The organism is Streptosporangium sp. NPDC000095, assembly GCF_042899335.1.
Classification (GTDB): Bacteria; Actinomycetota; Actinomycetes; order Streptosporangiales; family Streptosporangiaceae; genus Streptosporangium.
On sequence record NZ_JBIAZS010000015.1, the window covers coordinates 55,336 to 70,713 of the forward strand.

Annotated in this window: 12 protein-coding genes and 1 pseudogene; 3 read left to right on the forward strand and 10 right to left on the reverse strand. The window is 71.0% G+C overall.

The features are described from left to right. Window positions 1-697: 697 nt before the first annotated feature. Together ACFY3V_RS29160 and ACFY3V_RS29165 are read right to left on the reverse strand one after the other, a co-directional pair. Window positions 698-1,954, reverse strand: a pseudogene (locus ACFY3V_RS29160) (RNA polymerase sigma factor); the annotation flags it as partial. 48 nt (window positions 1,955-2,002) lie between these two features. Beyond that, on the reverse strand, window positions 2,003-2,338 hold the full coding sequence (locus tag ACFY3V_RS29165; protein ID WP_362903193.1) for a YciI family protein: 336 nt from the start codon (window positions 2,336-2,338) through the stop codon (window positions 2,003-2,005). Window positions 2,339-2,954: 616 nt separating this feature from the next. On the opposite strand from ACFY3V_RS29165, the gene ACFY3V_RS29170 reads away from it, so the two are divergent. From ACFY3V_RS29170 to ACFY3V_RS29180, 3 genes are all read left to right on the forward strand, one after another. Then, on the forward strand, window positions 2,955-3,770 hold the full coding sequence (locus tag ACFY3V_RS29170) for an SAM-dependent methyltransferase (protein ID WP_350949070.1): 816 nt from the start codon (window positions 2,955-2,957) through the stop codon (window positions 3,768-3,770). A 436-nt stretch (window positions 3,771-4,206) separates the two neighbouring features. After that, complete coding sequence (locus ACFY3V_RS29175; RefSeq protein WP_362903190.1) at window positions 4,207-4,842, forward strand: gluconokinase; 636 nt, start codon at window positions 4,207-4,209, stop codon at window positions 4,840-4,842. Then, entirely contained in the window at window positions 4,839-6,212 is a 1,374-nt protein-coding gene (locus tag ACFY3V_RS29180) for a GntP family permease (protein ID WP_389777984.1), read from the forward strand. The genes ACFY3V_RS29175 and ACFY3V_RS29180 overlap by 4 nt, the downstream gene beginning before the upstream one ends. Before the next feature lie 39 nt (window positions 6,213-6,251). Here ACFY3V_RS29180 and ACFY3V_RS29185 read toward each other — a convergent pair whose 3' ends face one another. From ACFY3V_RS29185 to ACFY3V_RS29220, 8 genes are all read right to left on the reverse strand, one after another. Beyond that, on the reverse strand, window positions 6,252-8,177 hold the full coding sequence (locus tag ACFY3V_RS29185) for an FUSC family protein (RefSeq protein ID WP_362903186.1): 1,926 nt from the start codon (window positions 8,175-8,177) through the stop codon (window positions 6,252-6,254). A gap of 13 nt (window positions 8,178-8,190) precedes the next feature. Beyond that, window positions 8,191-8,985, reverse strand: a complete 795-nt coding sequence (locus tag ACFY3V_RS29190) for an SDR family oxidoreductase (RefSeq protein WP_362903184.1) — start codon at window positions 8,983-8,985, stop codon at window positions 8,191-8,193. Between the two features lie 345 nt (window positions 8,986-9,330). Continuing rightward, window positions 9,331-9,891, reverse strand: coding sequence for a DUF4396 domain-containing protein (locus ACFY3V_RS29195; protein WP_389777987.1), 561 nt, complete (start codon window positions 9,889-9,891; stop codon window positions 9,331-9,333). A gap of 70 nt (window positions 9,892-9,961) precedes the next feature. Continuing rightward, complete coding sequence (locus tag ACFY3V_RS29200) at window positions 9,962-10,534, reverse strand: carboxymuconolactone decarboxylase family protein (protein ID WP_362903178.1); 573 nt, start codon at window positions 10,532-10,534, stop codon at window positions 9,962-9,964. A gap of 147 nt (window positions 10,535-10,681) precedes the next feature. Next, window positions 10,682-11,272, reverse strand: a complete 591-nt coding sequence (locus tag ACFY3V_RS29205) for a phosphoribosylanthranilate isomerase (protein ID WP_389777989.1) — start codon at window positions 11,270-11,272, stop codon at window positions 10,682-10,684. A 38-nt stretch (window positions 11,273-11,310) separates the two neighbouring features. Then, window positions 11,311-12,939 carry a penicillin-binding transpeptidase domain-containing protein gene (locus ACFY3V_RS29210; RefSeq protein ID WP_362903174.1) on the reverse strand — a complete coding sequence of 543 codons (1,629 nt, stop codon included), beginning with the start codon at window positions 12,937-12,939 and terminating at the stop codon, window positions 11,311-11,313. A gap of 167 nt (window positions 12,940-13,106) precedes the next feature. Then, complete coding sequence (locus ACFY3V_RS29215) at window positions 13,107-13,925, reverse strand: PIG-L family deacetylase (RefSeq protein ID WP_350949079.1); 819 nt, start codon at window positions 13,923-13,925, stop codon at window positions 13,107-13,109. 199 nt (window positions 13,926-14,124) lie between these two features. After that, window positions 14,125-15,378: WD40 repeat domain-containing protein (locus ACFY3V_RS29220; RefSeq protein ID WP_389777992.1), on the reverse strand; the 1,254-nt coding region annotated here is incomplete at its 5' end.

Sequence of the window (15,378 nt, forward strand, 5' to 3'; positions counted from 1 at the left end):
GGATCCAGCCGGACCCGGTGGTCACCTTGCCGCGCATCCCCGCCAGGTCGAGATCCTCGACGTTGAGCGAGAGCGCCGGGCCCGCCCCGGCCCCGCTCTCGTACAGCAGCGACCACAGGGCGCGTTCGCGCGGGGCGATGTCCGGGCGCTCCCAGAGCGCCTCGATGTGCGGCCTGTCGATGGGACGGGTGCGCCCCCTGGGCTCGGGCCTGCGCCCGAGCGCGGCGGCCAGGTCGCGGGGCACACCGCCGGTCAGGTCGCCGGACTGCCCGCTGCCCGCCTGACCGGCCGGCCTGCGATCCGGCCCGTCGAGCGGGCCCCACTCCGGGCCGTCCCCCGGCCCACCGACCGGTGTGCCCCGGGCGGCGATCCAGGTGCCGAAGGAGCGGACGGCCCCGCGGTGGCGGTTCCACGTGGCGGGGGCCGCGTTGCCCCATGCGTCGGTGAAGACCTCCGCGACCCGCGCGGAGCTCACGTCCGACAGCGGGATGTCGTCTCCGAGATCTCGGCGCAGCCGGTTCATGGTCTGACGGTAGGAGCGGACGGTCGCGGCGTCCAGGTCGCCACGGGCGAGGAAGGCGATGGCGGCCTCGGCCAGTGTGAGGCCCGCTTTCTGCCCGGCTCCTCCCGATGTCCCGGCCGGGGTGCCGGCCGCCCCCTGCGAGCCCACCGTTCCGGGTGTTCTCCGTGCGGCGATGTCGGCGCAGGCCGCGGCGCGTCGCGTGAGGATCGTGCGTTCCGGCACGTTGAGGGTGAGGGCCGCGGCGCGTTCGAACTCCCGCCGCGCCTCCTCGTGGCGGCCGAGCCTGGCCAGCAGGTCGCCGCGCACGCTGGGCAGGCGGTGGTAGCCCTTGAGCGCGGGTGCTCCGACGAGCGTGTCGGCGAGCGCCAGACCCGCTTCGGGACCGTGGGCCATCGCCAGCGCGACCGCGCGGTTGAGCTGCACGACCGGAGTGGGCAGCACCCGGACGAGCGCCGCGTACAGGGCGGCGATCTGCCGCCAGTCGGTCTCCTCGGCCGTACGGGCCTGCGCGTGACATACGGCGATGGCGGCCTGCAGCACGTACGGGCCGAGAGGCGCCTCACAGCGCCTGGCGCGCAGCAGGGCCGCGATCCCCCGGTCGATGAGGAGCCGGTCCCAGCGTCCGCGATTCTGCTCGTGCAGCGCGACGGGCTCTCCCGACGGCCCCGTCCTGGCCGCCGATCGCGATGCCTGGAGCTCCATCAGCGCGACCAGGCCGTGCGCCTCCGCCTCGCCCGGCGCGAGTGCGGCCAGCAGGCGGCCGAGGCGCAGCGCCTCCTGGCAGAGGTCCTGGCGCATCCAGTCGTCACCGGCGCTCGCCGCGTACCCCTCGTTGAACACCAGGTAGACGACCTCGAGGACCGACGACAGGCGCGCCGCCCGGTCCGGACCCTCCGGGACCTCGAACGGGATCCGGAGGGCGGCGAGGGTGCGCTTGGCCCGGACGACGCGCTGCGCGACGGTCGATTCCGAGACGAGGAAGGCACGCGCGATCTCGTCGGTGCGCAGGCCCCCGAGCAGTCGCAACGTCAGAGCCACCCGGGACTCGGCGGGCAGTGCCGGGTGGCAGGAGACGAACATCAGGCGCAGGACGTCGTCACGCACCTCGTCGTCGAGGGCCGCGTCGACGTCGGCCCCGGCGGTGTCCTGCCGGGTGGCGAGGTCGTGGGCGAGCTCCTCGTGCCTGAGGTCGAGCCGCTTCTCCCGGCGCAGGTGGTCGACGGCGCGGCGCTTGGCGACGGCCATGAGCCAGGCGCCCGGATTGTCCGGGACGCCGGCCCCCGGCCACTGTTCGAGGGCGGCCAGGAGCGCGTCCTGCGCGAGCTCCTCGGCCATCCCCACGTCGCCCACCATCCGGACGAGCCCGGCGACGATCCTCGCCGACTCCATTTTCCAGACCGCGTCGACCGCGCGGTGGGCGTCCCCGGACATCACGCGCTCGATCAGAGCATTCGCCCGGCCGGGTACGCAAGCATCCGATCAGTCCTCCGGGCCGAAGACCTGCTGGATGTCTCCCTCGCCGTCGCCGACGATCTTCCAGAAGCGCCGGGACAACTCGATCGCCTCCTCCTTGGAGCGCACCTCGACGAGCGCGAAGCTGACGATCGCCTCCTTCGCCTCGGTGAACGGCCCGTCGGTGACGGTGATCTCCCCGGCGGAGGAGGAGATGTGGGTGCCGGCCGGGTCCAGGCCACCGGTCGCGAGCACCACTCCCGCCTGGATCATCTCCTGGACGAAGGCGGCCATCTCGGCGTGCATCGCCTCGGTCGGGGGTGCCATGTCGTCGCTGCCCCTGGTCGTCATCAGAAATCGCATTGCCGTATCTCCTTCGGGTGGTCAGGTGACCGATCCTCGCCGGTCCTCGGCTACGCGTCGAACGGATCGGCGGGAAATCGACACGCACCCTCTGACCAGGACAGTAGCCCGGATGTGACAGGGAATGCGATGCGGCGGTACGGGGAGGCGCGGGCCGATTCCGTGTTCGCGGCGTGTTCGCGACTCGGGCGGCGGCGCGCTCACCGGTCGGCTGCCGGCGAATCAACGCCTCCCCCCCTTGGTCCGCCTGGCCTACGCATTCGTCCTAGGGAAACCTCAATAAAGTCATAAGCTTTTTAACGATCGCGACATCGGCGTATTCTCCCCGGATATCCTGCACCTCCGCGGTGAGAGAACGGGACCTCGCGACGAGGCCCGGCAGAAACGGGCACACGTTCCGCGACGAGCGAATTCCCGCCCACGATCGTCGCGTTTCCGTCTCAGCGAGGACGCCGCGAGGGTGCCGTCCACCTTCCGGTCACCCGCGTTCCGGAATCGTGTGGATCACCTCGGTGACCGCTATGATCCCTGGGAGATTTGCCGTGAACATCACCATTGTGATCAACTACCTCCTGTCTCATTCGATGCGAATTCCTCATGAACGGACCTGACCCCCATGAGCACCTCTCGCGAATCCGGCTGGCAGCCCGTGGAGCTCGATGCCGGTCGGCCACATTCGGCCCGTATCTGGAATTACTGGCTGGGCGGAAAGGACAACTATCCCGCCGACCGCGAGGCCGGGGACATGGTCGAGCAACTCATCCCCGGCATCGTCGACTCGGCGCGTGCCGACCGGGCGTTCCTCGGCCGCTGCGTGCAATATCTCGTCGCCGAGGCCGGGATTCGCCAGTTCCTCGACATCGGCACGGGCCTTCCCACCGCCGACAACACGCACGAGGTGGCTCAGCGGATCGCCCCGGAGTCCAGGGTCGTCTACGTCGACAACGATCCGCTGGTCCTGGTTCACGCCCGCGCACTGCTCGTCGGCAACTCAGAGGGTGCCACCGACTACATCGACGCCGACCTGCGCGACCCCCAGCACATCCTGCGGGCGGCGGCGGAGACCCTCGACCTCACCAGGCCCGTCGCGCTGATGCTGCTGGGAATCCTGCACCACCTCACCGATGACGAGGAGGCGGGAAAGGTCGTGAGGGAACTGGTCGACGCCGTCCCCTCGGGCAGCCACCTGGTGATCGCGCACGCCACCGCCGAGGTTCACGGCGAGGCGATGCACGAGGCGATGCGACAGTTCATGGAGCGGGGCGGCACCCCGATCGTGGCCCGCGACCGCCATCATGTCGCCTCGTTCTTCGACGGCCTGGAACTCCTGGAGCCCGGCGTGGTCTCCTGTTCACGCTGGCGTTCGGAACGCACCCCGTGGGGCGATTCTCCTGAGGTGTCCCAGTTCTGCGGTGTCGCCCGCAAGCCCTGACAAGTCCTTCTCCGGCCTTTTGTCGTTTGCGTCCTTCCGGCCTCTCGGTACGCACCGGCTTCGGTGCTCCGATTGCCGGTACGTCGCCCCGTACGTCCCCTGTGGGGGCCGGATCGCGCCCCCTCGATGGCGCGGCGCGTCACGGAGAGCCCTCCCGCGCCCCCGCCAGGGGGCGGAGTGCCCAAGCCTGGGCGCCCGACCGGCGAGAAGATTCAGCGGAGATCGTCAGACACGGCCCCCGAACCGGGTTTATTCAGGACGCTCCGGTGCAGTCCCATAGTCGTCCGCTCGTTGCCTCCCGCAGCAACCAACTGCGATAAACAGTGACATATCTCCACAAAAGGATGTTTTTGTAACGCCGACCCCGGATCGCGCACCACTCATCCGGCCAGGCCGTCGCGAAGATCAACGAAGATCGACATGGGAGGTCGTCTCCATGAACCCCGCTCACGACCCCGCCTCACCGCCCCCCGGCGCCGCACTGATCGTCGTCATGGGGGTGACCGGTTCCGGCAAGACCACCGTGGGCGCCGCCCTCGGCCAGCGGCTACGGGTGCCGTTCGCCGACGCCGACGACTTCCACAGCGAGGCCAACATCGCCAAGATGTCGGACGGGATCCCCCTCGACGACGAGGACCGGCTGCCCTGGCTGCGCGCGATCGGCACCTGGCTCAGCGAGCACGCCGCCACCGGCGGTGTGGCGAGCTGCTCAGCGCTCAAACGGAGCTACCGCGACATCCTGCGCGAGGCCGCGCCGACGGTGAGCTTCGTCCACCTCCACGGCGAGGTGGACGCCGTACGCCGCAGAGTGGCCGGCCGCCCGGGGCACTTCATGCCCACCTCGCTGGTCGAGTCGCAGTTCAAGACGCTGGAGCCCCTGGAGCCCGACGAGCAGGGGATCGTCCTCGACTTCTCCGCCTCCGTGGACGAACTCGTGGACGCCTACCTCGCCGCGACCGCCCAGACGACGTCCGCCCCCGGAACGGAAACGAACCCGCCCCCCGCCGACTCCACCGCCCCGGCCGCGTCCCGGACCTCAGACCCGGACGACGAGGCCGGGAGCCCGAGGTGAGCCCCCTCCTCACCACCCTCGCCGCGCCCGCCGACACCTCCCCCGGAAGACTCATCCCGGCGGCGCTCGTCGGCATCGCGCTGATCGTCGTACTGATCACGTACTTCAAGCTCCACCCCTTCCTGAGCCTCACCCTCGGCTCGCTCGCGGTCGGAGCCGTCGCGGGCCTCGCGATGACCGACACCATCGCCGCCTTCAGCGACGGGTTCGGCAGCACCGCGGCCGGTGTCGGCACGCTCATCGCGCTCGGCGCGATGTTCGGCAAGCTGCTCGCCGACTCCGGCGGGGCCGACGAGATCGTGGACACGATCGTCGGCCGGTCCAACCCCCGATCCCTGCCCTGGGCGATGGCCGCGGTGGGCGCGCTGATCGGCCTGCCGATGTTCTTCGAGATCGGCCTCGTCCTGCTGATGCCGGTCATCTTCCTGGTCTCGCGCCGCTCCGACCTCTCCCTGATCCGGGTCGGCATACCCGCGCTCGCGGGCCTTTCCGTGATGCACGGGCTCGTTCCCCCGCACCCTGGCCCGCTGGTCGCCATCGACGCGCTCAACGCCGACCTCGGCATCACGCTGGGCCTGGGCGTGCTCGTCGCCATTCCGACGGTCGCCATCGCGGGGCCGCTGTTCGCCAAGTACGCGGCCCGCTGGGTGGACGTACCGGCGCCGGAGCTCTACGAGGCCCGGCCCTCGGCGGAGGACACCCGGCGCCCGTCGTTCGGCGTCACGCTCGCCACCGTGCTGCTGCCGGTCGTGCTGATGATGGGCAAGGCCCTCGCCGACATCCTCCTCGCCGAGGGCAACGTCCTGCGCACCGTGCTCGACTTCCTCGGTACGCCGCTGGTGGCGCTGCTCATCGCCGTCCTCGTCGCGATGTTCACCCTGGGCCTCGGCGCCGGAATGGACAGGAAGGCGGTCGCGAAGTCCCTGGAGCAGTCGCTGCCGCCGATCGCGGGCATCCTGCTGATCGTCGCCGCGGGCGGTGGTTTCAAGCAGACGCTGATCGACACCGGGATCGGCGACCTCATCGCCACGTGGGTGGAGAACAGCGGCCTGTCGGTGCTGCTGCTCGCCTGGCTGGTCGCCGTGCTCATCCGGCTGGCCACGGGCTCGGCGACCGTCGCGACCGTCACGGCCTCGGGGATCCTCGCCCCGCTGGTCGCCAACCTCAGCGTCGGGGAGACCTCGCTGCTCGTGCTCGCCATCGGCGCGGGTTCGCTGTTCTTCTCCCACGTCAACGACGCGGGCTTCTGGCTGGTCAAGGAGTACTTCGGGCTCACCGTGGGCCAGAACATCAAGACCTGGTCGGTGATGGAGACGGTCATCTCGGTGGCCGGCCTGGTCTTCGTCCTGATCCTGAGCCTCTTCCTGTAGTCCCGCGAGACCCGCGGCCTTCGCGCGGCCCGGGACCGGTCAGTGGTGTCCGGAGACCGTGTCGCGCAGGCAGCGGACGGCGGAGGCGACCCGCTCCAGGCTCTCCTCGTCATCGGGCCCGGGACCGGCCGGTTCGCGCCCCTCGCGGACATCCTGGGCGATCTTCTCCAGGGAGTCCGCGAGGGCGCGGACGGCCTCCTTCGGAGGTGGCGGCGCGCCGCGCCCGGTGCGCGCGACGGTGGTGGCGGTCGCGTCGGCCACCTGTTCCAGCGCGGCCATCGCGGGCATCCAGGTGGTGACACGCCTGCTGATCACCGGCGGTTCGGACAGCGCCCGCTGGAAGACCGTCCGCAGGTCGGCCAGGGCGTCGTACGCCCCGCGGTGCAGTCGCGTCCCGCCTGCGTGCCCGCCGTCGAACGCGTGCCGCAGGTAGTTCGCGGTGGCCGTCACCGCGTCGGCGAACCTCGGCCCGACCGGCGCCTCCCAGCTCGACGACCACGGCAGGTAGCCCAATACCAGGACGATCACGCACCCGACCAGCGTGTCCACCAGCCGGATCCTCCCCAGCTCGGGTCCCCCGCGGGTGAGCAGGTCCACCAGGAGCAGCACCAGCGGCGCCTGGAAGGCCGACATCAGGCCCCAGTTGCGTTGCAGACCGTAGGGCAGGAGCGCCGCGCACACCGCGATGGGAGCCAGGAGCAGCGGGCCGTACGGCACCAGGACGAGTACGAGGGTGCCGATCAGCGTCCCCACGAGGGTGCCGAGCACGCGCTGCACGGCGCGGGCGAACACCGACCCGAAGTCGGGCTTGAGCACCAACGCGACGGTGAGCATCATCCAGTAGGACCGCTCGAACCAGCCGAACTCGCTGAGCGTGGTGGCCACACCCATGCACAGCGCGAGCCTGACCGTGTAGACGCGGGCGAGGTGGCCCCGCCACATCTGCTCCAGCACGTCACGGAGCCGGGAACGGTAGCCGACCCGTTCGTACGGCAGCTGGTCCTTCGCGACCTCACCGCCGGACACCAGCTCGACGGCCCCCCGCACCGCGAGACACAGGGCGCGCGTGACGGGCGGGTCGCCTCGTTCGCAGGAACACGACGGCACCCGGGGCGCGGGGCCACCGGCGAGCGATGCGGCGACGGCCCCCGGGGCGGAGGCGGGCCGCACGAGCGGCTCGGGCAGCCCGCGTTCCTCGTAGCGCAGCGAGAGCAGGGCGTTGCGGATCAGCGAGGCCTGGTTCAGCAGGGCGACCAGGCGGGTGCGCTCCGGGTCCAGCCCTCCGGCCAGGGAGCGGGCGCCGAGCACGACGTCGTAGCCGTTCTTGAGAGTGGTGTCGAACGTCCTCAGCGCGAGAGTGTCGTGATCGGTGAACAGCCTGTCGAGAGCCTCGTAGACCGCGATCACGGCGGCCCTCTCCGGCGCCCGGGGGTGGAACGGCCAGTCGGCGACCCCCAGCACGATCACCCAGAGCGCGCCCAGCAGGAACGCCAGCGCGTTCGCGCCCGGCGCCCCCGGCAGCTTCACCCCGGTGGCGATCACGGTCATCACCAGCAGCTGCAGCCCGGCCGCCGAGCCCGTCGCCCCGCTCGTGCTGACGAGCGCGGACAGCACGGCGACCGCCACCACGACCGGCACCGTCCACCAGCCGTGGCCGTGGGCCGCGGCCCCGATGAGATATCCCAGCGCCCCCGCGACACCGGCCGCGCCCATTCTGGCGATCCTGACCAGGTAGGGGCCACCCCGGTCGGCCAGACCGGCGTTCGTCGCGCCCATCGCGGGCAGCAGACCGGCCACGACGTTCCCGGAGACGAGTGCCACGAGAAGCGGGCCGGTCACCGCCACGGCCATGCGCAGCATCGGCCACCACCGCAGCGGCGCGGGTGCGGGCCTGACCGTCTCGACCAGCCAGCCGGGAGCGGCGTCGGCCAGCCGGTCGGCGGTCCGCCGGAAGAGCGAGGGCATCGCTCGCCGTCGCTCAGGGGATGATGGCGTCGACGTATCCACCGTCGACGCGCAGGGCACCACCCGTGGTGGCGGAGGCCTGTGGTGAGCTGAGGTAGACGACCATGTTGGCGATCTCCTCCGGCTCGATCAGCCGTTGCAGGAGCGACTGCGGGCGGTGCTCTCGCATGAAGGCACGCTGGGCCTCCTCCCAGGGCAGGTCACGGTCGACGAGCTCGTAGACGAACTCCTCCACGCCACCGGTGTGGGTGGGGCCGGCGATGACGGAGTTCACGGTGACGCCACTGCCCGCGGCCTTCTTCGCGAAGCCGCGTGAGACGGCCAGGAGCGCGGTCTTGGACATGCCGTACTGGATCATCTCGATGGGGGTGACGATCGCGGAGTCGCTGGCGATGTACTGGACGCGGCCCCAGGAGCGTGCCACCATCCCCGGCAGGTAGGCGCGGGTGAGGCGAACCGCCGCCAGGACGTTCACCTCGAAGTAGCGGCGCCACTCGTCGTCGGTGATCTCCAGGGCGTCCTTCGCTCCGAAGATCCCGAGGTTGTTGACCAGGATGTCGACCTCCGGCAGGAGGTCCACCGCGTGCTCCGCGCCCTCCTCGCTGGCGAGGTCCGCCGCGAGCGGGACGATCTCCGCACCGGGGACCTGCGCGCGCAGCGCCTCGCCGGCGGCCTGGACCTTGTCGGGTGTGCGGCCGTTGACGGCCACCGTCGCGCCCGCCCGCGCGAGACCGACGGCGATGGCGGCCCCGATGCCCTGGGTGGACCCGGTGACCAGCGCCGTCTTGCCGGTGAGATCGATATGCATGCGTCACGTCCTTGGAACCCGGTGCGGAGCCGCCCATCGGCGCGGGCGAGACCATCACGACCTGGTGATACGTCGTCCAGCTGATCCGGTGTTCGTTCCCGCGCCCATCGAGGTGGAACGCGCGGGCAGCGATCATTTGCAGAGAACCGGTCCGCATGACGACGCTTTTCCCGATAATGCGCTCATGTCCCTGTTCGGCACCGACGCGTACCGGAGCGAAAGCTGCCGCCCCCTGGCAGGTGATCTCAGCACCGTCATCGGAGTTCGCCGCCCCCTTTAGCCCGTTGCTCGGCGTACGGCGCGGTCGCGTCGGTTCCGAGTGGCGCCGGAGTCGAAGACGGCCCCTCAGTGGTGGTAGGAGTGGACGACGGCGTGTCCCCTGCCTCGGCCGATGATCCACTTGTTGATGGGCGTGGTGACCAGGAAGGCCACCAGGAGGGCGAAGGCGAGGGCGCCCCAGAAGAGGCCGGAGGTGAGTTCCGCGTCCATCGCGCCGGGAACCGCGATCATGACGGTGTTGTCGACGATCTCCATGACGAGGATGGACAGGGTGTCGGCCGCCAGCGCCAGCCGTACGGCCTTGCGCCAGTCGACGCCGGCCCTGCGCAACCCGAGCAGGGTGAGGGCGTAGCCGAAGAAGAAGGCCAGCACGATGGAGAGGACGACGGTGGACACGTTCGGCCATCCCAGAGCCGTGCCGATCACCATGCCGAGCACCTCGCCGACGGCGCATCCGGTGAGGCAGTGCAGGGTCGCCGACGCGGCGACCCGCCAGGTGGCCTTCGGCGGGTGGTGGCCGGCCCCGTGATCGGACCCGTGGCCGGATCCATGGTCGGCCCCGTCGTCGGCGTGACTCGCGTGCCGTGCCGGTTCGGACATCACGACCTCCTCGTAGCTCTCTGGCAAGAGCCTCAATTTATACCCATAGGGGGTATATGACAACGGCCAGAGAGCCCGGAGGGCGAACCGGTCGCCCCTATCTGTCGTCGCCGTCCCAGGCGAAGGCGTGGAACGGCGGGTCGAGGGGCGCGTCGATCAGACGGTTGGCGAAGGTCGAGATCGTGTACGCGCCGACGCCGAGGACGACCTCAAGGGCGTTTTGCGCACTGTAGCCCGCGTCGAGGAACGCCCGCGTCTCCTCGTCGCCGACCGCGCCGTGATGGTCCATGACGGCGAGGGTGAACGACCGGAGCGCCTCGGCGCGCCCGTCCGGGAGCGGCTTCCCGGCACGGAGCGCCTCGACGACCTCGGACGGGGCCTCCAACCTGACCAGTGTGGCGGTGTGCATCGCCACGCAGACGTGGCAGCCGTTGCGGGTGGCGACCGTCATGACGACGATCTCGCGGTCGATCGGATCGAGGGTGGTCTGCTCGAAGGTGGCGCTCGCCGCCAGGAATCCCTTGAGCAACTGCGGGGAGGTGGCCATCCGGCCGACCGGCGCGGGGACGTAGCCGAATTTCCGCTTCACGTTCTCGACGGTGGAGCGGGCGTCGGCCGGAGCGCTCTCGGCGGTGTGGGTGGGGAAGAGGGGGTGGACGTCAGTGGTCACGGGAGCCTTCTCTCTGGGTGTTCCGAGCCCTCGGAACACGGGTTCGGCGATCACACGTCACGGCGGTATCGTCAACGTGGTTGTCTATATAGTAAACAAGGTTGACGACTTTGGCAACGACCGCCCCCGGACGCGGGCCCGCGAGGCTCAGCCGCCGCGGGCGGCGGTGATGAAGTCCCTGATGAGGCCGGGGTCCTTCACCCCTGGCGCGACCTCCACACCGCTCGACACGTCGACTCCCCAGGGCCGGGCGGCGACGATCGCCTCGGCCACGTTCGACGGGGCCAGTCCCCCGGCCAGCATCCAGCGGCCCGCCGGGCGCCCGCGCACGGCCGCCCAGTCCCACGGCTCCCCCGAACCGGGCCTGGGCGCGTCGACGATGAGCAGGTCCTCGTCGAGGGCGCCGCAGCGCAGGTCGGTGCTCGCGGCCCCGGCGCGGACCAGCGTGACGCCGAGGTCCTTCAACGCGGTGAAGTCCTCGTGCGGGTGGTCACCGTGCAACTGGACGGCGCGCAGTCCCGCCTCCAGGGTGGCCACCCTCACCTCCTCGGAGGGCTCTCCGGCGAAGACCCCGACGGTCAGCACGTGCGGGGGCACCGCCGAGGCCAGCTCCCTCGCCCGCGCGGGGGTGACCCGCCGCGAGCTCCTGGTGAGGACGAACCCGATGGCGTCGGCCCCCGCCTCGACGGCGGCCGTCACATGTCCGGGCTCGCGCAGCCCGCAGATCTTCACGTACACCCTGTGTACGGTAGCCCGTCTCCCCCACCCGGAACGCCTCAGAGGGCGTTCAGGAACCTCGCGGCGATCGGCGCCGCGACCTTGCCTCCCGCACCGCCGTGCCGGATGAAGACCGCGAAGGCGAGGGAACCCCGGTAGCCGATGAACCAGGCGTGGTCCCCGCCGCCGGCGACTTCGGCGGTGCCGGTCTTGCCCGCGGTGTCCGGCGGGAGCCCGGCCTGGGCGGCCGTTCCCCGGGCGACCACGGCGCTCATCATCGTCCGCAGCCCCGCGGCCACCCCCTCGTCCAGCGGCACCGGGGCGGGCGAGTCCGCGGGAGGCTCGTCGGTCGTGATCGCGGGCTTCCAGACACCGCTCGCCACCGCGGCGGCGACCTCGGCCATGCAGAGCGGGCTCGCCTGCACCGAGTTCTGGCCGATGGCGTCGGAGCCCAGCTCGTCCGGGTTTCCGGGCGGCTGGATCCGGCAGGAGCTCAGCCCCGGCTTCTCCCGGAAACCGAACCGGTCGGCCGCCTCGGCGCGCAGCTGGCCGTCGCGCAGCCGCTCGTACGCCTGCTGGGCGAAGGTGGTGTTGCACGAGAGCGCGAAGGCCGTGGTGAAGGCCACGCCGCCGTGGTCGACGCCGTCGGAGTCGCTGAAGCTCCTGCCGTTGGGGATCGTGTAGCCGGCGGGGCAGGCGACCTGGGAGTCGGGGGTGAGGCCACCGCGAAGCAGCGCGGCGGCGGTCACGACCTTGAACGTCGAGCCTGGCGGGTAGAGCCCGTTGAACGCCTCCCGCCCGTCCAGCGTGTCCGCCACCGCTCGCACCTGGCCCGTCCCGACGTCCACGGCCACGATCGCGGCGGGCTGGGGGACACCGTCCAGGGCACGGGCCGCGGCCGCCTGCACGGGCTGGGAGATCGTGGTCTTCTTCCCCGAGGTCGGCGGGAGCGGTGACTCCCGCAGCACCTGGCCGGAAGGCTCCTCCCGGACTTTCAGGATGACCGCCGTGTCGCCCAGCCCGGTGAAGTAGTCCTCCGCCCTGCTGTCCTGGGGGAACGGCACTCCCTCACGGGTCACCGTGGCCGGCCGCCGGACCTCGGTCTCCTCCAACCGCACGCTCCCACCGTTCTTGAGCGAGGGGTGCATCGTCTCGGGGGTCCAGCGCACCTTCCACACCCCGAACCGCGACTCCAAATGCAGGACGGAGGCGAACGGCCACTCGCCCAGCCCCGTGACCTGCCGTACCCCGTTGAAGGACATCTCGGCCGCGTCCTCACCTCGGTGACGCAGGTCGCCGGGGGTGAGGGAGAGCGAGGAGATCCGCAGGTCGCCGTCGAAGCCGCGGTGCCGCGGGCCGAAGTCGGCCGGGGGGTCGACGACCATGCCCTCCATCGCGGCGAGGTCACCCCCCTGCCAGGCGGTGAGATAGTTCGTCGCGGTCGTCTCGGGACCGCTGTTCGGGTTCGGTGTGGCCGGGGTCAGCGTGACCAGGTTCGCCGGCGGTGAGGCGGGCACCGGGTTGGGCGACTCCCCCGCCCGTACCGCGTTCGTCCTGACGTCGGGGTCACCGGCCGGCGAGGGCGGTGAGGCAACGACGGCGCCCGGCGCGGCCACCACCGCGTACACGCCGAAGAGGAGGATCGTGGCCGCCGAGATGACCAGTGCGAGGAGCCGTCGATCACGCATACCGTCTACTCCCCCGGGTGTGCAGAGTTGCATACCAGAGAAAAGATCGTAAAGGCGACAAGAAGCGGCGAACCAGATTTTTCCCGACTTCGGTATGACACCGTATCCCACGGCGCAACCGGGGGAGCTCCACGACAGGTCACCTCTCCCCTGCCGGGGCCCTCTCCCTAACGGAGACCGTCGAAAAGGTCGTCCTCTCGATCGCCCGCGGCGGGAACGTGGTTGATGTGACGAATGAAGGCCTCCTGCGCGAACACCTGGTGCTGCGCCTCCGCGGGCATGCGCAGCAGGAAGATGCTGTCGCCCTGGCTCGCGTGCGCCTCCAGCGCCTTGCGCTTGCGCTCCACCTGGGAGGACACGTCGACCACGGCGGTGATCTGCTCCTCGGGAACGCCGAAGTCGTCGGGAAGCTCGACGTCCTCGGGACCGGCGCCGATCGAGCGGAGATACGCGAACAGTTCGGCCGTCCGCTCCCGGGGCACGGCGGTGTAGTAGAGCTTGCGGGGAATGCCGCTCGCCTCGGTGGCGGCCACCGCGATCCGGTGGGCCTGGATGTGGTCGGGGTGGCCGTAACCGCCGTTCTCGTCGTAGGTGACGACGACCTGCGGGCGATAGCGCTCCATCAGCTCGACGAGCCTGCCGACGGCCTGCTCGAAAGGCACGTTGGCAAAGGAGTCCGGCGCCTCGTTGGCCGCCCAGCCGACCATGCCCGAGTCCTGGTAGCCGAGCAGCTCGACGTGGGAGATCCCCAGATGGGTCGCCGACTCGCGGAGCTCCTCCAGCCGCAACGCTCTCACCGCCTCCGCGTCGTGGCCGGCCTCCCCCGGCTTCACCCCGCCGGGACCGTCGCCCTGCTCGCCGTTCGTGCAGGTCACCAATACGGTACGGACACCCTCGTCCGCGTATCTGGCGAGGATCCCGCCGGTGCTGATCACCTCGTCGTCGGGATGGGCGTGCACGGCCATCAGCGTCAACTTCTCATCCATGATTTTCCACCTATTCGCAAAAAGCCATGCGGACCGGCCCACTCTACGACCGCCGCCGAGAGGCCGAGCGCGACAGGCGGATCACCTGGAACGACGTCTCCGGGCGGGAGGCGTCCAGACCCTGAACACTCCTGGGCGAGCGGCCCACCCCGCGTCCCGCGTCGCGGGTCCACCCTCGTCGGGTACGCCGCGCCGGCCGCTATCCGGGCGGGGGGTAGAGGTCGAACCCGTACAGGCCCTGATCGCCGCCGACGGCTATGGCGAACCCGGTGGGAAACCAGGCGAGGCAGTTGAGGCCCGCCTCGACCCGTGCCCCGGCGGCGAACGAGTCGCCGTACCTGTCCCACACCCGGATGGTGCCGTCGTCGGAGCAGGTGGCGAGCAGGTTGCTGTCGGGCGAGATGGCCACCGCGCGGATCCTTCCCTCGCCGCCGGACAGCCTCGCCCGCTCCGTGCCACCCGCCGACCAGACGCGGGCGCCGCCGTCGTCGAAGCAGGCGGCGAGCCAGGTGCCGTCGGGGGCGATCGTCACCCCCCGGGCGGGGCCGGGGCATCCCTTGAGCGAGGCCCGCGACTTGCCGTCGGCTCCCCACAGGCCGGCCGTGCCGTTGGCGGAGAAGATGGCGAACCACCTGCCGTTCGGCGCCACGGTGATCTCCTCGATCGCCTCCACCCTGCTTCTCAGCGTGGCGTACCTGGCACCGTCCGGCTTCCAGAGCTGGATCTTCCCGTAGATGGACAGCGTGGCGAGCCAGCCGCCGTCCGGGGAGACGAGGAGGTGTGCCGTCGCCCTGATGTTCGCGACCAGGACGGCGCGCTCGGTGCCGTCGGCCCACCACACGCGGGCGGTGCCGTCTTCGGAGCAGGTGGCGAGCCAGGTGCTGTCGGGAGCGATCACCACCTCGCGCACCGGCCCGGTGTGACCGTTCAGCACCGCCCTCCTGCTGCCGCCCGCACCCCACAGTCGTACGGCCCGATCGGCCGACCAGGTCGCGAGCCAGGTGCTGTCGGGGGCGATCGCCACCCCCCGCAGGCGTCCGGCGTGCCCCGTCGGGATGGCTCGCCTGCGGCCACCGGCCCCGCGTATCCGCACGACGTGATCGGTGGACCAGACGGCGAGCCACGTCTTGTCCGGTGAGACCACGCCGTGGTGACCGTCTTCCAAGGGAACGGTGAGAGTCGCCTCCTCTATCCTGTCCTCGTTCCAGAGTTTCACCGATCCGTCACCGGAGTGGGTGGCGACCCAGCTCCCCTCGGGAGAGATCGTCACCTGGCGGACCGTCCCGGTCCTCCCCCTGCGGCTCTGCCTCGGGGCGCGCTCCGACTGCCAGATCCGGATCGCCCCCTCGTCGGAGCAGGCGGCGAGCCAGGTGCTGTCGGGAGAGATCACCACCTGACGAACCACCCCCGCATGCCCCGTCAGAGCGGCCCGCTCACCACCGTCGGCCTCCCA

Bases quoted from the DNA above. Each gene is read 5' to 3' on its own strand.
- ACFY3V_RS29165 (WP_362903193.1), bottom strand. From the start codon at position 2,338: ATGCGATTTCTGATGACGACCAGGGGCAGCGACGACATGGCACCCCCG.
- ACFY3V_RS29170 (WP_350949070.1), top strand. From the start codon at position 2,955: ATGAGCACCTCTCGCGAATCCGGCTGGCAGCCCGTGGAGCTCGATGCC.
- ACFY3V_RS29175 (WP_362903190.1), top strand. From the start codon at position 4,207: ATGAACCCCGCTCACGACCCCGCCTCACCGCCCCCCGGCGCCGCACTG.
- ACFY3V_RS29185 (WP_362903186.1), bottom strand. From the start codon at position 8,177: ATGCCCTCGCTCTTCCGGCGGACCGCCGACCGGCTGGCCGACGCCGCT.
- ACFY3V_RS29190 (WP_362903184.1), bottom strand. From the start codon at position 8,985: ATGCATATCGATCTCACCGGCAAGACGGCGCTGGTCACCGGGTCCACC.
- ACFY3V_RS29210 (WP_362903174.1), bottom strand. From the start codon at position 12,939: ATGCGTGATCGACGGCTCCTCGCACTGGTCATCTCGGCGGCCACGATC.
- ACFY3V_RS29215 (WP_350949079.1), bottom strand. From the start codon at position 13,925: ATGGATGAGAAGTTGACGCTGATGGCCGTGCACGCCCATCCCGACGAC.